This is a genomic window from Actinospineispora spinosispora DSM 44797, from assembly GCF_000429025.1.
GTDB classification, from domain to species: Bacteria; Actinomycetota; Actinomycetes; order Mycobacteriales; family Pseudonocardiaceae; genus Pseudonocardia; species Pseudonocardia spinosispora.
In genome coordinates this window covers 135935-154317 of sequence record NZ_KE386837.1, presented here as the reverse complement: position 1 = coordinate 154317, position 18383 = coordinate 135935, and the positions used below count along the sequence as shown (strand labels likewise).

Annotated in this window: 19 protein-coding genes; 10 read left to right on the top strand and 9 right to left on the bottom strand. The window is 70.8% G+C overall.

Going from position 1 to position 18383, the window contains the following annotated elements; all coding sequences use genetic code 11:
* Positions 1 to 45 precede the first annotated feature (45 nt).
* Positions 46 to 672: a TetR/AcrR family transcriptional regulator gene (locus G406_RS0139575; protein ID WP_051343306.1), complete on the bottom strand. Its 627-nt coding sequence runs from the start codon at positions 670 to 672 to the stop codon at positions 46 to 48.
* On the bottom strand, positions 669 to 1490 hold the full coding sequence (locus G406_RS0139570; protein ID WP_051343305.1) for an enoyl-CoA hydratase/isomerase family protein: 822 nt from the start codon (positions 1488 to 1490) through the stop codon (positions 669 to 671). Before G406_RS0139570 ends, G406_RS0139575 begins: the two co-directional genes overlap by 4 nt.
* A gap of 393 nt (positions 1491 to 1883) precedes the next feature.
* On the opposite strand from G406_RS0139570, the gene G406_RS52720 reads away from it, so the two are divergent.
* Both G406_RS52720 and G406_RS0139560 read left to right on the top strand, forming a co-directional pair.
* Positions 1884 to 3044, top strand: a complete 1161-nt coding sequence (locus G406_RS52720) for a nucleoside hydrolase (protein WP_169736877.1) — start codon at positions 1884 to 1886, stop codon at positions 3042 to 3044.
* Positions 3045 to 3059: 15 nt separating this feature from the next.
* The gene (locus G406_RS0139560) at positions 3060 to 3971 is read left to right on the top strand and encodes an SDR family NAD(P)-dependent oxidoreductase (RefSeq protein ID WP_028938149.1); all 912 of its coding nucleotides are present in this window, start codon (positions 3060 to 3062) and stop codon (positions 3969 to 3971) included.
* Between the two features lie 91 nt (positions 3972 to 4062).
* Here the strand turns inward: G406_RS0139560 and G406_RS0139555 are convergent, their stop codons facing one another.
* Positions 4063 to 4899 (bottom strand): helix-turn-helix transcriptional regulator, encoded by an 837-nt coding sequence (locus G406_RS0139555; RefSeq protein WP_028938148.1) that lies wholly within the window; start codon positions 4897 to 4899, stop codon positions 4063 to 4065.
* 86 nt (positions 4900 to 4985) lie between these two features.
* Here G406_RS0139555 and G406_RS0139550 point away from each other — a divergent pair, with 86 nt between their 5' ends.
* On the top strand, positions 4986 to 5801 hold the full coding sequence (locus G406_RS0139550) for an SDR family oxidoreductase (RefSeq protein ID WP_051343304.1): 816 nt from the start codon (positions 4986 to 4988) through the stop codon (positions 5799 to 5801).
* 6 nt (positions 5802 to 5807) lie between these two features.
* Here G406_RS0139550 and G406_RS0139545 read toward each other — a convergent pair whose 3' ends face one another.
* Positions 5808 to 7286 carry a PucR family transcriptional regulator gene (locus tag G406_RS0139545; RefSeq protein ID WP_169736876.1) on the bottom strand — a complete coding sequence of 493 codons (1479 nt, stop codon included), beginning with the start codon at positions 7284 to 7286 and terminating at the stop codon, positions 5808 to 5810.
* 112 nt (positions 7287 to 7398) lie between these two features.
* Here G406_RS0139545 and G406_RS0139540 point away from each other — a divergent pair, with 112 nt between their 5' ends.
* From G406_RS0139540 to G406_RS0139525, 4 genes are read left to right on the top strand one after another with little or no spacing between them, the layout of a single operon-like run.
* The gene (locus G406_RS0139540) at positions 7399 to 8826 is read left to right on the top strand and encodes an aldehyde dehydrogenase family protein (protein WP_028938145.1); all 1428 of its coding nucleotides are present in this window, start codon (positions 7399 to 7401) and stop codon (positions 8824 to 8826) included.
* Positions 8827 to 8829: 3 nt separating this feature from the next.
* Positions 8830 to 9708 carry a carbon-nitrogen hydrolase family protein gene (locus G406_RS0139535; protein ID WP_028938144.1) on the top strand — a complete coding sequence of 293 codons (879 nt, stop codon included), beginning with the start codon at positions 8830 to 8832 and terminating at the stop codon, positions 9706 to 9708.
* Between the two features lie 58 nt (positions 9709 to 9766).
* Positions 9767 to 11122 (top strand): APC family permease, encoded by a 1356-nt coding sequence (locus tag G406_RS0139530; RefSeq protein ID WP_211241409.1) that lies wholly within the window; start codon positions 9767 to 9769, stop codon positions 11120 to 11122.
* Positions 11122 to 11616: a GNAT family N-acetyltransferase gene (locus tag G406_RS0139525; RefSeq protein ID WP_028938142.1), complete on the top strand. Its 495-nt coding sequence runs from the start codon at positions 11122 to 11124 to the stop codon at positions 11614 to 11616. The genes G406_RS0139530 and G406_RS0139525 overlap by 1 nt, the downstream gene beginning before the upstream one ends.
* On the opposite strand, the gene G406_RS0139520 is transcribed toward G406_RS0139525, so the two are convergent.
* From G406_RS0139520 to G406_RS0139510, 3 genes are all read right to left on the bottom strand, one after another.
* Positions 11608 to 12660: an alcohol dehydrogenase catalytic domain-containing protein gene (locus tag G406_RS0139520; RefSeq protein WP_028938141.1), complete on the bottom strand. Its 1053-nt coding sequence runs from the start codon at positions 12658 to 12660 to the stop codon at positions 11608 to 11610. The two genes, G406_RS0139525 and G406_RS0139520, sit on opposite strands and share 9 nt — an antisense overlap.
* A gap of 64 nt (positions 12661 to 12724) precedes the next feature.
* Positions 12725 to 13333 carry an NAD(P)H:quinone oxidoreductase gene (gene wrbA / locus G406_RS0139515; RefSeq protein ID WP_028938140.1) on the bottom strand — a complete coding sequence of 203 codons (609 nt, stop codon included), beginning with the start codon at positions 13331 to 13333 and terminating at the stop codon, positions 12725 to 12727.
* A gap of 173 nt (positions 13334 to 13506) precedes the next feature.
* Positions 13507 to 14409 carry an LLM class F420-dependent oxidoreductase gene (locus tag G406_RS0139510; protein ID WP_211241408.1) on the bottom strand — a complete coding sequence of 301 codons (903 nt, stop codon included), beginning with the start codon at positions 14407 to 14409 and terminating at the stop codon, positions 13507 to 13509.
* Positions 14410 to 14420: 11 nt separating this feature from the next.
* On the opposite strand from G406_RS0139510, the gene G406_RS0139505 reads away from it, so the two are divergent.
* Both G406_RS0139505 and G406_RS0139500 read left to right on the top strand, forming a co-directional pair.
* Positions 14421 to 15311 (top strand): LysR family transcriptional regulator, encoded by an 891-nt coding sequence (locus G406_RS0139505; RefSeq protein ID WP_037080975.1) that lies wholly within the window; start codon positions 14421 to 14423, stop codon positions 15309 to 15311.
* 89 nt (positions 15312 to 15400) lie between these two features.
* A complete protein-coding gene (locus G406_RS0139500; RefSeq protein ID WP_028938137.1) occupies positions 15401 to 16180 on the top strand; it encodes an MBL fold metallo-hydrolase in 780 nt (259 codons plus the stop codon).
* 89 nt (positions 16181 to 16269) lie between these two features.
* On the opposite strand, the gene G406_RS0139495 is transcribed toward G406_RS0139500, so the two are convergent.
* Both G406_RS0139495 and G406_RS0139490 read right to left on the bottom strand, forming a co-directional pair.
* Positions 16270 to 16770 (bottom strand): Dps family protein, encoded by a 501-nt coding sequence (locus tag G406_RS0139495; RefSeq protein WP_037080973.1) that lies wholly within the window; start codon positions 16768 to 16770, stop codon positions 16270 to 16272.
* Between the two features lie 102 nt (positions 16771 to 16872).
* A complete protein-coding gene (locus G406_RS0139490) occupies positions 16873 to 17703 on the bottom strand; it encodes an HpcH/HpaI aldolase/citrate lyase family protein (protein ID WP_037080971.1) in 831 nt (276 codons plus the stop codon).
* A 67-nt stretch (positions 17704 to 17770) separates the two neighbouring features.
* Here G406_RS0139490 and G406_RS55040 point away from each other — a divergent pair, with 67 nt between their 5' ends.
* Positions 17771 to 18382, top strand: a complete 612-nt coding sequence (locus G406_RS55040) for a hypothetical protein (RefSeq protein WP_028938134.1) — start codon at positions 17771 to 17773, stop codon at positions 18380 to 18382.
* Position 18383 lies beyond the last annotated feature (1 nt).

Genomic DNA, 18383 nt, shown 5'->3' with positions numbered 1-18383 from the left:
ACTCAAATCCGCGACTCAGGGTGCTGAAAACCCCGACTCGCGGGGTCAGGCAGGCAGGATGCCCTTGAAGACCGTGCGGACCACGTCGTCGGGGAGGGAGTTCGCGCCGGGGCGGCCGGGGCGGTACCACTCGATGATCGAGTTGACCGTTCCGGACAGGAGGCGGGAGATGAGCGCGGGGTCCAGGTCGGAGCGGACCTCGCCGGCGCTCGCCGCCTCCGCGACCAGGCCCGCGACGACGGCGTCGAACTCGCGGCGTTTCTCCAGGGCCCATCGCTCGGTGTCGGTGTTGCCGCGCACCCGCAGCAGCAGCGTCACGTACGGCAGCTCGCTGGTCAGCACCTCGACCTGCCGGTGCACGATGTGGCGCAGCCGGTCGACCGGGGCGCCGTCACGCGCAAGCGACTCGGCGAGGATGCCGAACAGGCCGTCGAGCGCGCGGTCAAGTGCCGCGCGCAGCAGCTCTTCCTTGCCGCTGACGTGGTGGTAGAACGACGACTTGGTGATCCCGGCGGCACGCGACAGGTCTTCCATGCTCGTCGCGTCGTAGCCGCGGGTGTTGAACTCGGTGACGGCGACGGCGAGCAGCGATGCCGCGTCGTACACCGGCCGGCGCGCCCCGTTTCCGCCTCGAACCCTGCGGGTGCGCGCCGGGCTGTCCGCCTCGGTCACCTGCCCTCGAAACTCGGCCGCCGCTTGGCCAGGAACGCCTCGACGGCGCCCGCGTGGTCGTTGGTCAGCCCGAGTCTGCTCTGTGCGGCACCCTCGGCGGCCAGTACCTCCGGCAGCGGCGACACCGCGCCGAACGCGATCGCCTTCTTGATCTCCGCGTAGGCGACGGTCGGGCCGGCGGCGAGCTTGCGGGCCAGCTCCACCGCGCCGGACAGCATCTCCTCGGGCGGCAGCACCGCGCGGACCAGCCCCCATTCCAGTGCCTTGTCGGCACCGAACGGCTCGCCGAGCAGCAGCAGCTCCGCTGCGCGGGACGCGCCGACCGAGTGCACCAGGGTCGCGGACAGGCCGGAGTCGGCGGTCAGGCCGATCGCGGCGAACGCGGTACCGAACGTCGCGCCCTCCGCGGCGACCCGCAGGTCGCAGGCCAGCGCGAAGCCGAGACCGGCTCCGACCGCGCCGCCGTTGATGGCGGCGATCACCGGCTTGGGCATCCCGGCGATCGCGGTGACGATCGGGTTGTAGTGCTGTTCGACGGTGTCGAAGGAGGAACCGGCGCCGGCTCGCAGCGCCTCGGCGTGCTCGCCGAGGTCCTGCCCGACGCAGAACGACTTGCCGGTGCCGGCGAGCACGACCGCGCGCACCGAGGTGTCGTCGGCGACCTCGCGCAGCGCGTCGCGCAGAGCGACTTTCAGCTCGACGGTCAGCGCGTTGCGCCGCCCCGGCCGGTTCATGGTCACAATGGCGACGCTCGCGTCGTCGGCGTCGCGTTCGAGGACTACCGCCGGACCTTCAGTCTGATCAGCCACGCGCGCCATGCTACCCAGATCAACCGAACGATCGGTAGCTAGTCTCCAGTGTCGGCGACACCGCGCACCTCCGGTCCACACCGCGCTACGTGCACACCGCGCGGCGTCACCACAAGCTGCGCGGTGTCACCGCGGGGGCCCGGTGCCGCGGCGCGGTAAAAGTCGGCTCCGCGAGTCTCCGAAGGAGTTCCGGCGAAGGCCGGGCAGTGAATGTCCGCAACCAGGCTCCCAACCCGCACGGCGGCTCCCAGGGCGACCACAAGCGCGCGCTCGGCCGAGGAACGAGGCTTGTTTTTCCTGGAGTGCCCCCGAAGCGAAGCGAGGGGGTGGTCACGGAAAAACTCCGCGCGGAACAGGCTCAAGAGACTAGCCCAGGAGAACGATTTCCTGGATGATCTCCCGATGCCGTCGCCCCGCATGCCGCATCTGCTCGCCGCTGTGCTCGCGGTCGCTCTGGCTTCGGCCAGCACCGCGTGCGCGAACCAGGCCGTGACCATACCTCCGCCTGCCGCCTCGACGAACGCGAGCCAGCCCGCGGCCGCCGCACCGGCCCAGCCCGGGGCCAAGGTCATCTTCGACACGGACTTCGGCGAGCTCAACGACGACTCGCAGGCGCTCTACCTGCTGTTGCAGAACGGTGTGAACGTCCTGGGCATCACGACGGTCTCCGGCAACACCTGGGCCTCGGAGGGCGCCGCGTACGCGTTGCGCCAGCTGGAGCTGGAGAACAAGCAGAGCATCCCGGTGTTCGAGGGCGCCTCGGACCCGCTGATGGGCAGCCGCGCCGCGACGCTGCCCTCGGAGGCGCAGCAGTTCGGCGTCGACTCGTCCTACGCGGGCGCCTGGAGCCACCCCAAGCCCGCCGACTACCAGCATCTCGCGCAACCTCCCTACGGCGGCTACGCGAAGACGGCGAAGAACAACGGGAACGCCGTCGACTTCATCGTCGACACGATCAAGCGCAACCCGCACGAGGTCACCCTGTTCGTGCTCGGTCCGGCGACCAACGTGGCGCTCGCGGTGAAGAAGAACCCGGAGATCGTGCCGCTGGTCAAGCAGGTCGTCTACATGGGCGGCGCGTTCGACGTGCCGGGCAACCAGGGGCCGGCGGCGGAGTTCAACATCTGGTTCGACCCGGAGGCGGCGCGCATCGCGTTCACCACGCCGTTCGCCGACCAGCTGGCGATCCCGCTCGACGTGACCGACAAGGTCTTCTACGGCAAGGCCGAGTACGACCGGATCACCGGCGGCGCGAACACCCCCATCACGCAGGCCTTCAAGGACCTGCAGGCACCGGAGTTCACCAAGGACCCGAAGTACCGCACGCACCTGTGGGACGCGCTGACCAGCGCGGTCTTCCTGCAGCCGAGCCTGATCACCGGCTCGGTCGTCCGCAGGGTCACCGTCGACACGCAGGACGGCGTCAACTACGGGCGGACCCTGGGCTTCGACCCGGCGCACGCGCCGGCCGGCGCTCAGCCGGTGCGGATCGTGCAGGACATCGACATCCCGAAGTTCTACGACTTCTTCGTCGCTACCCTGACCAGACCTCTCGCCCCGTAGCCGTTGGGACTCTTGATGACGCTGATCAGCACGCCGTTCGACTTCCACTCGACGGCCGCGCAGGTCATCGAAGGCATGGACCTGACCGGTAGGCGGGCGATCGTCACCGGCGGCGCGTCCGGGATCGGGGTGGAGACCGCGCGTGCGCTGGCCTCGGCGGGTGCCGAGGTCACGCTCGCGGTGCGCAACACCGCGGCAGGCACGTCCGTCGCGCGAGACATCACCGGGTCGACCGGTAACGAGCGAGTCCACGTCGCCGCACTGGACCTCACCGACCGCTCGTCGGTCGCGGCGTTCGTCGCGGGCTGGGACGGGCCACTACACCTGCTGATCAACAACGCCGGTGTGATGGCCACTCCGGAGACCTACACGCCCGAGGGTTGGGAGCTGCAGTTCGCGACCAACCACCTCGGGCACTTCGCGCTCACGGTGGGGCTGCGCGCCGCGCTCGCGGCCGGAGGCGATGCGCGCGTCGTCTCGGTCAGCTCCAGCGCGTTGTTCAGCTCGCCGGTGATCTTCGATGACCTGCACTTCCGGTACCGCGACTACGACCCGTGGCTCGCCTACGGGCAGTCCAAGACCGCGAACGTGCTGTTCGCCGTCGGTGCCACCGCCCGGTGGGCGCGCGACGGCATCACGGTGAACTCGCTGATGCCCGGGTCGATCAGAACGAACCTGACGCGCCACGTCGAGGGCGAACCGGAGCGCAACCCGCTGGAGAAGACGATCGAGCAGGGTGCCTCCACATCGGTCCTTCTGGCCACCTCCCCTTTGCTGGCGGGCATCGGCGGCCGCTATTTCGTGAACAACCAGGAGGCCGAGGTGGTCCCCCGCCGAACGGCCGACATGACCGGCGTGGCCCCCTACGCCCTGAACCCAGCCCTCGCCGACCGCCTCTGGCGAGTGTCGGAGCAGCACCTGTCCTAGATGATCGCGCAGCTCGCACAGAGGTTCTCCACGCCGCACAGAGGCTGGGGCCTCTGTGCGGCGTGCACTCGCTCTGTGCGAGCTGCCGGGGCTACGCAAAGCGTTCGGTACCGACCACGCGGAGGAGAGCCAGTTGGGAGGCCGTGTCGCTGCCGACGGGGGCGGTGAAGAGCAGGACTCGCTGGTCGTCGGCCGGGGTCAGGAGTAGCTCGCTGTCCAGTTCCAGCGGGCCGAGGACCGGGTGTCGGATCCGCATTCGGCTCTGCCGACGGACCGCCACCTCGTGCTCGTCCCACAGGCGGGCGAATTCGGGGCTGTCCTCGCGCAGCCGGCTCAGCAGCGCGGCGACCACCGGGTCGTTGCCGCGTCTGGCGACCGATGCGCGCAGGTCCGCCACGTGGACGCGGCTGTAGTACTCGTGCTCGTCCGCCGGGTAGAGCGTGCGGACCTCGGGGTCGGTGAACCAGCGCCACACCACGTTGCGCTCGCCCTCCGCGACCGAGCACATGCCGCCGAACAGCAGCCGAGCCAGTTCGTTCTGCGCCAGCAGGTCGCCGAGGTCGGTGAGGATCTGGGCCGGCGCATGCTCCAGCTGGTCGAGCAGCGTGAGCAGACCGGGTCGCACATGGTCACCGGCCCGCGCGCCGGTCGGGACGGGATGTCCGGCGAGTACGAACAGGTGGTCGCGCTCGTCCTCGGTCAGCCGCAACGCTCTGGCCAGCGCGGCGAGCACCTGCGGCGAGGGCTGCGGACCGCGCCGCTGCTCGATCCGCACGTAATAGTCGGTCGACATCCCGACCAGCTGCGCGACCTCCTCGCGGCGCAGTCCCGGGGTGCGTCGCCGCCCGATGACCGGCAGTCCGACGTCCCGAGGATTCAGCCCTTCCCTGCGCCGGCGGAGGAAGTCGGCCAGCTCGCTGCGGTCCATACCGCAATCATCACCCGCCAGGGACCGGCCAGCCACGGATCGGCGGTCCCTGTCACGGCGTCGGATCCGTCGCCAGGCTGGACTCCATGAGCCTGACACCTCGAGGACCGGATGACGTTCTGCCCGTGACGACACCGCACTTCAGCGGCCGGGGCGCGATCGTCACCGGCGGAACCAAAGGAATCGGTGCGGCTGTGGCCGCGCGACTGGCCGAGGCGGGTGCCGCCGTACTCGTGACCGCTCGCTCCGCGCCGGACGCCCTGCCCGAAGGGGTCACATTCGTCGCGGCCGACATGGCGACGGCGGACGGGGTGGCCTCGGTGGTGGAGACGGCACGCACGCGGCTCCGCACGGTCGACGTGCTGGTACACGTGGTCGGCGGGTCCGACCAGGTACCGGGCGGCGCGCTCGACACCGACGACACGGTCTGGCAGCGCATGCTCGATCTGAATCTGATGCCCGCTGTGCGGCTGGACCGGGCGCTGCTGCCGGACATGCTCGCCAGGGGTAGGGGCGCGATCGTGCACGTCACGTCCATGCAGCGCACCACGCCACTGCCGACGACCACGCCGTACGCGGCGGCCAAGGCTGCGTTGGCGAACTACAGCAAGAACCTGGCGAACCAGGCCGCGCCGCACGGAGTCCGGGTCAACAGTGTGTCCCCCGGCTTCGTCGAGACCGAAGCGGCTGCCCGGATGGTCCGCGCACTCGCGGAGGCGGACGGCATCACCGAGCCCGAATCGCGCCGCCGGATCATGGACTCGATCGGCGGCATCCCCCTCGGCCGCCCTGCGACCCCGCGCGAAGCCGCCGAACTGATCGCCTTCCTGGTCTCCGACCGGGCGTCAGCGCTGGTAGGGGCCGAGTACGTAATAGACGGCGGCAGCACCCGAACGGTCTGAGACCCGTCAGCCGGCCAGCCTCAGAGCCAGCCAGAGCTCGGCTCGGACATCCGCGGAGGACAGGTCCCGCGAGAGGAGGCGTTCCACCTTGCGGATTCGGTTGCGCAGGGTGTGGCGGTGCACGCCCAGCTCTGCCGACGCCGGATCCCACTGCCCGTGATGGGCCAGCCACACGTGCAGCGACCGCCGCAGCTCCGGGTCGGGGCCCAGCGCTGCCAACGCCGAGGCGCTGAAGGTCGCCGCCACGTCGGCGGGCAGTACCGAGAGCAACGCGAGCGGCGGCAGGTCGCGGAACCGGGTGACCGGCGCGCCGTGCGCCAGCGCCTGGCCCGCTTCGTCGTCGGCCCGGCTCAGGTCCGGATAGCCGGCGGGCGCGGAGATCCCGATGCACAGGCCGTCGACGTCCGCCAGCGCGGTCAGCAGGACCTTCTCGTCCGGACCGTCCGAACAGAGGCACAGCAGGTCGTCGTCCAGCTCGCCGTGCAGCACCGTCGCCTCGGCGACCGAACGGTCCGCGGCCAGGCGGTCCCGCGCGGCGGCGACCGCGTTGCGGCTGCCCCGGCAGCGCAGCACCAACAGCGGCTCGGCCGGCAGCCCGTTCCACAGGTCGCCCGCAACCTCCGCGAGTATCGGCGACCGTCCGTCGAACAGCAGGCGCAGCACCGCGGTCCGCAGCCGCCGCGCGCCGTGGCCGGCGGTGCGCGAGCGGTCCAGCAGCAGCGTGCACAGCGGCACGGCCGCGTTCACCGTCTGCCGCTCGACGGGGGTCAGCGCGGACCCGCGTCCGACGGCGAGGAAACCGAGAAGCTCCTCCCCCGCGTGCAGCGACTGCACCCACACCTCACCCGGCCCGTCCCAGGCGACCAGGCTGGCCGCGCCGGGAGCGTCGCGCAGCCGGGTCAGGTCCGGGGTCAGCGCGGAGCGCCGGGCCGAGACCTCGGCGGTCGTCGCGCGGGAACCCGCGACGACAGCGCCCGCGCGGTTGAGCAGCAGTCCCCAGCCACCGGTCAGCGTGGCCAGTTCCTCCAGTACCGACGCCGGGCTGTCCCTGCGCACCGCGGCGGTGGTCAACGCACGTTGCGCACGCAGCACCCGGTCCTTCGCGGCCTGCTCCCGACGGCTCAGTGCGGCCGCGACCGCGCGGGTGATCGCCAGGAACGGGACCGCCCTCGGCACCTCCAGCAGCGGCAGCCCGACGTCCTCCGCGGCGACGACCAGCTCCGGGGGCACCTCGTCCCAGGACAGGCCGATGCCGAAACCGATCGCGGCGGCCCCCGCTTCGGCGAGCTTGCCGACGTACTCACGCTGCGCCGACGTCGCCGTCGGCAGATTCACCCCGGTGAGCAGGAGCAGCTCGCCGCCACGCATGAACTCCGCGGGGTCGGCCAGCTCGCTGACGTGCGCCCAGGAGATCTCCCGGTGCACCGCGCCGGCACCGGCGAGCAGCCGTAGTCCCAGCGCCGACTGACTCAACAGTTCGGTCACCGGGAGCGCCATCTCGCTGTCGTCCGGAACAGGCCGGACTGGCGCGGTTTCTGAAGCGGCCACACCACATTGTCCCCCCTCGACGTGTCCCCGCTCGGCTCACACTCGGGACATGAGCAAGCCCTTCTGGGTCGCCGGCAAGGCGACGCACAGCGCCGAGTCCGTCGAACTGCGCAGCCCGTACGACAACGCGATCGCCGGCAGCCACGACGTGCCGACGGCATCGGACGTCGAACGCGCCGTCGCGGCGGCCTCGGAGGTCAGCGCGGAGACCGCCGCGTTGCCCGCGCACGTGCGTGCGGACGCGCTCGACCACGTCTCGCGGACCCTGGCCAGGCGCAGCGACGAGCTGGCCCAGCTGATCACCGACGAGTCCGGCAAGCCGGTCAAGTGGTCGAAGGGCGAGGTGGGACGGGCCGCGTCGACGTTCCGCTGGGCGTCCGAGGAGGCCCGCAGGTTCTCCCCAACGATGCAGCGGCTGGACACCGACCCCGGCGCCGTCGGTCGGACCGCGATGATCCGCCGGGTGCCGCGCGGACCGGTGCTGGGCATCAGCCCGTTCAACTTCCCGCTGAACCTGGTCGCGCACAAGGTCGCGCCGGCGATCGCGGTCGGTGCGCCGATCGTGCTCAAGCCCGCACCGTCGACGCCGCTGACCGCGCTGGCGCTGGGTGAGGTGCTCGCCGAGACCGACCTGCCGACCGGTTCCTGGTCGATCCTGCCGGTGCCGAACAGCGCCGCGCCCGGTCTCGTCGCCGACCCGCGCCTGCCGATCGTGTCGTTCACCGGCAGCGTTCCGGTCGGCTGGTCGATCAAGGACAGCGTGCCGCGCAAGCACGTGACGCTCGAGCTCGGCGGCAACGCCGGCGTGCTGGTGGCGCCGGACTGGACCGACCTGGACTTCGCCGCGCGCCGGATCGCCACGTTCGCCATGTACCAGGGCGGGCAGTCCTGCATCTCGGTGCAGCGCGTCTACGTGCACGCCGACCACTACGACGAGCTGCTCGCCAGGATCGTCGAACAGACCGAGGCGCTGCGCACCGGCGACCCGAGGGACCCGGCCACCGACGTCGGCCCGATGATCAACCTCGCTGCCGCCGAACGGGTCGAGGGCTGGATCGCCGCCGCCCGCGAATCCGGCGCCACGTTGCACACCGGTGGAGCCAGGGACGGTGCCACGATCGCGCCGACCGTGCTGAGCGGCGTCCGTCACGACGCCGACGTCATGGCTCAGGAGGTGTTCGGGCCGGTGGTCAGCGTCAACCGGATCGAGTCCGTCGACGAGGGCCTCGCGCTGATCAACGACTCGCGGTTCGGTCTGCAGGCCGGGGTGTTCACCAACGACCTGCGGCTCGCGTTCGACGCGTCCGCGCGGCTCGAGGTCGGCGGTGTGGTGATCGGCGACGTGCCGAGCTTCCGCGCCGACCAGATGCCCTACGGCGGGGTCAAGGACTCCGGGATCGGCCGTGAGGGACCGGCCTCGGCGATGCTCGACTTCACCGAAGAGCGCGTGACCGTCTTCACCGGTCTACCGTTCTAGCCCATGTCGAGACCGCTGCCCGTCGCGCTGGTCCAGGAGTCGTCGATCCCGATCGATGCACCCCCGGACCGGTTCACCGGCGACGTCGAACGCCTGCTCGCCAAGTTCCCGCAGACGCGGCTGGTGATCTATCCGGAGCTGCATCTGCTCGATCACATCGACGACGAGCAGCTGCGCGACGCGGCCGAACCGATCGACGGGCCCCGACTGACGCGACTGGCCGAGCTGGCCGGTGACCTGGGCATCTGGCTGGTGCCGGGCAGCGTGTGCGAGAGCGACGCCGACCATCCGGGCGCGGTGTTCAACACGACCGTCGCGCTGTCGCCCCAGGGCAAGCTGGTCGCGTCCTACCGGAAGATCTTCCCCTGGCGGCCGTACGAGATGTTCGAGCCCGGCGACCGATTCGTGGTGTTCGACATCCCGGAGGCCGGCCGGTTCGGCTTCTCCATCTGCTACGACGCGTGGTTCCCCGAGCTGGCCAGGCACCTGGCCTGGATGGGCGCCGAGGCGATCATCAACCCGGTCATGACGACGACCAGCGACCGGGCCCAGGAGCTGGTGCTGGCCAGGGCGAACGCGATCGTCAACCAGGTCTACGTGCTGAGCGTCAACGCCGCCGGGCCGCGCGGGGTGGGGCAGAGCCTGATCGTCGACCCCGAGGGCCGGGTCCGGGTACAGACCGGCGGCCCGCATCCCGAGGTGCTCACCGACGTGCTCGACCTGGACGACGTGACCCGTGTGCGGCGCTTCGGCACCGCCGGGCTCAACCGCATGTGGAGCCAGTTCCGCGAGTCCGACGCCACCCTGGAACTGCCGCTGTACGAAGGCCGCATCACGCCGAGCCGCTGGAACCCTGACAATCCCTCAGCTCAGCCCTCGTGAGTGTTGCGTATGGCCATGGCCATACCCAACACTCACGACCTCGCAACTGGAGGCCGCAATGTCGCAGCCCACTCTGGATCGCTCACTGACCTTGCGATCGATCGTCCTGTTCGGCCTCGCCTACATGGCGCCGATGATCGTGCTCGGCACGTTCGGCGCGATCGCCGAGGAGACCAAGGGCTCGGTCCCGAGCGCCTACCTGCTGGCGCTGGTGGCGATGCTGTTCACCGCCTACAGCTACGGCCGGATGGCGGCCACCTACCCGGTGGCCGGCTCGGCCTACACCTATGTGCGCCGCACGATCGACTCCCGCGTCGGATTCCTCATCGGCTGGGCGACGCTGCTGGACTACTTCTTCCTGCCGATGGTGATCTGGCTGATCGGCGGGACCTATCTGCAGCAGGGCTTCCCCGGTGTGCCGCTGTGGCTATGGGTCGTCGGCTTCATCGTCCTGACCACGATCCTCAACGTCATCGGCATCAAGGTCGCGGACCGGGCGAACTTCCTGCTGATGACCTTCCAGCTGCTGGTCGTCGTGGCGTTCGTCGTGCTGTCGCTGCGGCACGTGTTCGTCGCGTCCGGCAGCGTCGGGTCCTGGTTCAGCGCGGAGCCGTTCGCCAACCCGGCGACCACGTTCGCGGCGATCGCGGGCGGAGCGGGGATCGCCGCGTACTCGTTCCTCGGCTTCGACGCGGTCACCACGCTGACCGAGGAGACGATCAACCCGAAGCGCACGATGCCCAGGGCGATCCTGCTGGTGGCATTGCTCGGCGGCGCGATCTTCGCGATCGTCACCTACGCGACCCAGCTGGTGCACCCCGGTTTCCAGTTCGCCGATGTCGACTCGGCCGCGTTCGAGATCGCTCGGACGATCGGCGCCGACCTGTTCGCCGCGATCTTCCTGGCCGGCTTCGTCGTCACCCAGTTCGCCTCCGGCATCGCCGCGCAGGCCAGCGTGTCCCGGCTGCTGTACGCGATGGGCCGCGACGAGGTGCTGCCCCGCAAGGTGTTCGCCTACCTGCAGCCGAAGTTCCGCACGCCCGCTGTCGGCATCGCGATCTGCGGGGTGGCCGGGCTGATCGGGCTGGCGCTCGACGTCAACACCGCCGTCTCGCTGATCAACTTCGGCGCGTTCCTCGCGTTCACCTCGGTCAACGTGTGTGTGATCGCGCTGTACCTGCGTCGCCGTGGCGCCGAGGAGCGCCGCGGCGTGTTCGGTTACCTCGTGCTGCCGCTGATCGGCGCTGTGATCGACCTGTACCTGCTGTTCAACCTGAGCGGTCTCGCGCTGACCCTCGGCGTGTGCTGGCTCGCCCTCGGCTTCGTCTATCTACTCTTCCTGACGAGGGGCTTCCGCCGCCCGCCGCCGGAGATCGATCCGCTGTCCGCGGAGAAAGAGGTGTCGACCGCCTGATGGCAGAGGTAGTGGTGCGCGCGATCGAAGCGCGGGACGTCGACGCGGTCGTGGCCATGGTCTACGAGCTCGCGGTCCACGAGGAGATGCCCGAACACTGCCATCTGGAGCCGGAGCAGCTGCACCGCGCGCTGTTCGGTGAGCGGCCCGCGCTGTTCGGACTGGTCGCCGAGCACGACGGTCAGGTCGACGGGTACGCGCTGTACTTCCTGAACTTCTCCACCTGGGACGGCGTGCACGGCATCTACGTCGAGGACCTGTACATCCGGCCTACCCTGCGCGGACGCGGCGTCGGCAGGCAGATGTGGAGCCACCTCGCCCGGACCGCGGTCGAGCGCGGCTACACCCGGCTGGAATGCGTGACGCTGCACGAGAACACGCTCGGTATGGACGTGCACCTGAAGCTCGGCGCCCGCCCGCTCACCGACTGGCAGGTCCTGCGCTGGGACGGCACCGCCCTGCACGACCTCGCAGGTACCTCACCCTCAGGCTGACGGGTCGAGCAGGATCTTGCCGACGCCGCCCTCCCGCGCGGCGAACAGCCGGTAGGCCTCCGCGCCGTCGGACAGCGGCATGCGGTGGGTCACCACCTCCGACGGCCGCAGCCTGCCGCCCTCCACCAGCGCGAACAGCGTCGGCAGCTCGTACTGCACCGAGCACAGCCCGATCGCGAACTCCAGCTCGTTCAGCTGCGCGGTGAGCAGGTCGACGCCGAAGGCCCGGTTCTGGTTGACCCCGATGACACTGACCCGACCGCCGCGCCGCGCGATCTTGATGGCCAGCGCGATCGTCTGGTCGGCGCCGACCGCCTCGATCACCGCGTCGACCCCGCCGCCGGTCGCCGCGCGGATCGCGGCCTTCGTGTCCGTCGCGGACACCGGTTCGGCGCCCATCGCGGCCGCAGCGTCCAGCCGGTCGCGCACCAGGTCGACCGCGAGCACACGCGAGGCACCCATGGCGAACGCCGACTGCACCGACATCAGCCCCACCGGACCGAGCCCGATCACCGCGACCGTGTCGCCCGGCTCGATGCGGGCCCGGCGCGCGCCGTACCAGGCAGTGGGGGCGTTGTCGCTGAGCACGACCGCGTCGGCGTCGGACAGCGAGTCCGGGATGGGGATCAGGTTCGTCACCGCGTGCGGCACGGCGACGGCCTGCGCCTGGCTGCCGGGCAGCGCGGGACTCAGCCCGTAGCAGGCCACCGTGGGGATGTCCGGCGCGTTGAGGCAGCGCGAGACCAGGCCCGCGCGGCAGTACCGGCAGGTGGAACAGCCGACCGCGGCGCTCACCAGCACCCGGTCGCCCACCGCCATGCCGGTCACCCGGTCGCCCAGCGCGGCGATCGTGCCGACCGCTTCGTGGCCGAGGCAGAAGCCCAGCTCCGAGCTGAACCCGTGGCCGTCGTAGATGTGCAGGTCGCTACCGCAGATGCCGGCCGTGCTGACCGCGACGACGGCGCCGAACTCGTCGGGCGGCTCCGGGTCGGCCACGTCCACGACCTCGACGTGCTCCGGTCCCCGGTACGTCAGACCCTTCACCGAATCCTCCTTCCGCAGGTCAAGAGCCGTGAGTGGCGAGTGGTCCCAGGGGACCACTCGCCACTCACGGGTTCTTACCCGCGGCGATGTAGCGGGTGATGCGGGCCAGGCGGGCGCCCTGGATCCGGCACGCGGCGAGTGCCTCCTCGTCGGGGGCGGCGGAGCGGCGGGACACGAACGAACCGCCGTACGGGTTGCCGGACTCCATGAGGTGCGCATCGGTGTAACCGAGCGGGACGACGATCGCGCCCCAGTGGTACAGCACGTTGTTCATCGCCAGGATCGTCGACTCCAGCCCGCCGTGCTTGGTCGAGGCGCTGGTGAACGACGTGCCGACCTTGTCGACGAGCTTGCCCTGGAACCACAGCCCACCGCTGCTGTCCAGGAACTCCTTGAGCTGACCGGCGGGCCCGCCGAACCGGGTCGGGCTGCCGAGCGCGATGCCGTCGGCCCAGTCCAGGTCATCCAGGGTGGCCTGCTGGTCGTACGGGTTGTTGTCCACCCAGTCCTGCCAGCGGGGGTTGCTCGCCACGGCGGCGGCGGGGGCCAGCTCGGGCACCGGGCGCACCCGCACCTCGGCGCCTTCCTTGCGGGCTCCGTCGGCGAGGGCCTCGGCGAGCGCGGCGACGTTTCCGGTGGCGCTGTAGAAAACCACCGCGATCTTGGGCGTCATGCCCGTCATCGTGGCACAGGATCCGTCGGCCGACACGACGCTGTGACCGGCCGACGGAAGGTGCGGTGGCAGCTCGGGGAGAAGAACAACGCTGGTCCTCGCCGCTGTGAGCTACAGCACGTCAGACGGTAAGTTGAATCCTCACCCACGTCAATAGGGTGCACTGTTCGAGATCAGTCCGAGACCAACGAGGCATGCTGTAGAAGGAAGTCCGCGACGGCGGCCGGGTCCTCGAGGGGCAACGGGTACACGACCAGCCGGTCGACCCCCAGCGCCGCGTACCGGTCGGCGTCCGCCCTGGTCACCCGCACCGGGTCCAGCTGGAGCCAGTTGACCTCCAGCCGCCCCAGGCGCGCCGGACGGTCGACCTCGCTCGCCGCGCGCCGCAGGCCGGCCAGGTGCCGTTCCAGGTCCTCGACACTCGACCCGTTGCCGAACCAGCCGTGCCCCCGCGACACCGCCCTGCGGAACGCGGCGGGACTGTGCCCGCCGATCACGACCTTCGGGCCACCCTCGCGGACCGGCCGGGGATGCGCGTCGACCTGACCGAAGGACACGAACCGGCCCCGGAACTGAGGCTCCGGAGAGGTCCACAGCGCGGTCATGGCGTCGAGGTACTCGTCGGTGCGCCTGCCCCGCGCCGCCATCGGCACGCCGACCGCGGTCATCTCCGGCTCCAGGTACCCGGCGCCGACGCCGAGCGTCATCCGTCCGCCGCTGAGCACGTCGAGGCTGGCGACCTGCTTGGCGAGCACGAGCGGGTTGCGCTGCGGCAGGATCACGATGCCGGTCGCCAGCTCGATCCGTTCGGTGACCGCCGCGACGTAACCGAGGTGGATCAGCGGGTCCAGGATCGGGTCGGTCGGTGCCATCGGCGAGTCCGCGGTGCGTGGGCTCGGCAGCACCACGTGATCGCCCGCCCACCACGATCGATAACCCAGCTCCTCCGCGCGTCGCGCCAGATCGACCGCCTCGGCCGGTCCGAGCACCGCCTTGGCGTTCAACCCGCTCACTCCCAGTTCCATGTTCTCCAGCTTGGCGCTGACGATCGGTAGGCGTCCAAGAGCTGCTGTCATAGCCTGTGGCTATGACCGATGTGCACCTGCGGGAGCTGCGCTACTTCGTCGCGGTCGCCGAGGAGCTCAGCTTCACCAGGGCGGCGGGCGAGCGGCTGTTCATCGCGCAGCCGACGCTGAGCAAACAGATCCGCCAGCTGGAACGTGACCTGCGCGTCGAGCTGTTCGAACGGGGTGCGCGCACGGTCGCGCTGACCCCGGCGGGCGCGACGCTGCTCCCGCTGGCCAAGCAGCTCATCGAGGACTGGGCCCGGGCGCGGCGGGCCACCACCGCCGCGACCGGCGACACCCTGACCGTCGGGTTCCAGACCCGCATCGGCAGGGGCCTGATCCCGCAGGTCAGCGAGCGAATGGCCGAGCTGTTGCCGGGCTGGCGGCTGAACTTCCGCCAGATCTCCTGGGCCGACCCCACGGCGGGCCTCGCGGACGGCACGGTGGACGTCGCGATCGCCTGGCTGCCACTCCCCGACCCCGACCTGACCTGGTGCGTCGTCGCCACCGAGCCACGCTGGGTCGCGCTGCCGGCCGTGCATCCACTCACCCGGCACGCGGTCGTCCCGTTCGAGTCGCTGCTCGACGAGCCGTTCATCGCGCTGCCCCGCAGCGCGGGTGCCGCGCGCGACTTCTGGCTGGCGTGCGACCAGCGCGACCGGCCCGCCGTCGTCGGTGCCGAGGCGACCAGCGCCGACGAGACCTTCGAGGCCGTCGCCTCCGGTCTGGGCGTCGTACTGGTCTCCTCCGGCAACGCGGAGAGCTACCGGCGCGACGACGTCGCGGCCAGACCGGTCAGCGGACTGACTCCGAGCGAGCTGGCAGTCGCATGGCGGGCCGGCGACGAGCGGGAAGCGGTACGCGTGTTCACCAAGGCATGCGCGAGATGCTTGTGTCACCTGAACGCGTGATCGAGGTCACCCAGCGTGCCCTAACCTTGCGCAAATCGCGTAGTTTTCGACCCTACAGAGTCTCCCCTGGCCAGCCGAGGTTGTAGCACATGAGCGGACCGTCCGTCTGCCAGGTCGCCACGAACACGTACCTCGTCGATGGCGGACTGGTGAACTGGGTGCTCGTCACCGAAGGTGACGCCGTGCTGCTGATCGATGCCGGGCTGCCCGGGCATCGCCGCGCGATCGACGAGTCGATCCGCATGATCGGCCACCGGCCCGACGAGATCGTCGGGATACTGGCCACCCACGCGAACGTCGCGCACATCGGCGCCGTGCCCCAGCTGCTGCGCCGCCACCCGTTCCCGGTGCTGATGGACCCGGCCGAGGTCTCCGTCGCCAAGGGTGAGCGGCTGGACACGAGCGGCTCGAGCAGCACGGTGCGCAACCTGTTCCGCCCCGGGCACCTGCGCTGGAGCCTCGCGGCACTCCGACTGGGCGCTTCGGAGAGCGTGCGGATACCGACCGCGCAGGCGCTGGTGCCGGGCCGCCAGCTCGACCTGCCGGGCCGTCCGGTGCCGGTCCCGACGCACGGACACACCTCGGGGCACTGCGCCTACCTGCTGCCCGACGCCGGGGCCGTGGTGACCGGCGACGCGCTCGTCACGCGCTACCCGTCGTCGACGCTGTGGGGCCCGCAGCTCCCGCCGCCGGTGTTCAGCGCCGACCCGACCGAAGCCGTGTACGCGCTCGACGCACTGCTTCCGCTGGACGCCGACCTGGTGCTGCCCGGGCACGGCACGTCGTACTGCGGCTCCGTCCCGGATGCGGTCGACCTGGCCCGCGAACGCGCCAATGCAGCCGCCGGCAACTCGACCCGCCGCCGCTGACCGACACCCGAACCCGTGGCACGAATGTGGCTTTAGGGACGTTGAACGTCCCTAAAGCCACATTCGTGCCGTTTGGGGCGGTGGGGGGGTCAGCCGTTTTCGGCTGAGAGCATCCAGGACTGCTTCTCCAGAGCGTCGATCAGCGTGTGCAGGAGGTCGGCCGTTGCGGGGTCCTCGTCGTCGACCTCGTCGTGGACCTCGCGGATCGTGGCCACCGCGGCTGCCAGGCGGGCCGTCACCAGCTCGACGACCTCGCTGGTGCGCTGCTCGCCGGTGGGGAACTGCGGCAGCGTCGTGGTCGCCGCGACGATGTCGCTGCGGCCGTCCGGTACCGCGCGCAGGGCACGCATCCGCTCGGCGATCGTGTCGCTGAAATCACGCGCCTGGTCGACGATCTCGTCGAGCTGAAGGTGCAGGTCACGGAAGTTCGGGCCGACGACGTTCCAGTGCGCCTGCTTGCCCTGCAGGTGCAGCTCGATCAGGTCCACCAGGACCCGCTGCAGGTTCGTCGCCAATGTGGTGGAGGCGGTGAATCCGGTCGGCAGGTCGGTGCGCCGGTTACTCCGCTGTTCGGTCAGTGCACTGCTCATGGCAACCACTTCCTCGAGTGAGCGTCAACGTCGTTCAACGCTCAACTATCCTCCCGAGAACCGTCGTTCTCAAGGGCTCGGGACGGTGACCCCACCGACACTTCAGACGCCCGCGCGCTCCAGCACCGCACGCGCCATCGTCACGTGCACGGCGTCCACCATCTGACCGTCCACCAGCCCGACGCCGGACTCGGCGGCCGCCAGCACCGCGCGGGCGTGCTCGATCTGCTCGGCCGACGGCGTGAACACCTCGTGCGCGACGGCCACCTGGATCGGGTGCAGGCACAGCTTGCCCCGATAGCCGAGCGCGACCGCCTGCTCCGCCTCGGCGCGGAACGCCTCCGCGTCGTGCACGGCCACGATGACCTGGTCCAACGCCGTCACCGCACCGAGCCGGGCGGCGAGACACACCTGGCTGCGCGCGTACTGCACCTCGGCGCCGCCCGGCGTGCGACGGCCACCCAGGTCCGCGATGAAATCCTCCGCGCCGAAGTACGCGGCGTCCGGGCCCTCGGCCAGCAGCGGCCGGGCGTCCGCGACACCCAGCGCGCTCTCCAGCCCGACCACGACCACCGCCCCGGCCGGAAGCGCGCTCCGCAGCCGGGTCAGATCGTCGACGCGCTCGTACACCGGCAGCACGACACCGTCGAGCTGCCCCGCCCCGATCGCCGTCGCACAGGCCGCGACATCGGCGTCGTGCCACTGCGTTCCGGCTCCGTTGACCCGGACCAGGACCGTCCCGGCGGCCGGACGTTCCCGCGCCAGCCCGTCCATCACCGTCGCCCGCGCCTCGTCCTTCGCCGGCGGCGAGACAGCGTCCTCCAGGTCGATGACCACCGCGTCCGGGCCGCTACGCCCGACCTTCGCCAGCATGTCCGGCCGGTGCCCCGGTACGAACAGGACACTGCGCGGCGTGAACTTCGAGTCGCTCATGAGGCTCAGGGTAAGAGCCGGGGTCATCCCGGACCCGTCGACGCCGATCGGTGCCTACCGTCGGAGCGTGACCTCACCTCGGATCCTGCTCGCCACGCCTGTCCTGCTGTTCGGTTACGGCGTGGTCCGACTGCTCGACCCGAGCCATTCGCCCGGCGTCGTGTGGACGGTCAGCCACCTGTTCTACCTGGCCGGGTTCCTCGCCCAGGCCGCCGGCGCCGTCGTCGTGTTCCGGCTGCTGCGCGACCAGGGATCGCTCGTGCGCCGGACCGGCGGCACGCTGGTGTTCGTCGGCTGGTTCGGAGCACTGTGCGGCATCGGACAGGCCACGATCGACCTGCTCGCGGGCGCGGGCGCGGCGGACAAGGCCCAGCGAGCAGCGGAAGCGACCCGGCTGCGCGAGGTGATACCCGGCGCCGAGCAGCTGTTCTACGGGCTGGGCCCGTCACTCGCGGCACTGGCGCTGATCGCCCTGCTGGCGATCGCGGCCGCCCGGACTCCGCGATACGTCCCGTGGTGGTCACCCCCGTTGGCGCTGGCGGCGGCCCAGCTACCGTCGCTCACCCTCGACCTGATCCCGGTCGCCGCGTTGCTGATCGGCGCCGCGATCTGGCCGGTCCACCGACGACTTCGCACACCGTCGCGTCCCGTCGCACATGTCCGGACGTCTGCGACGTGAC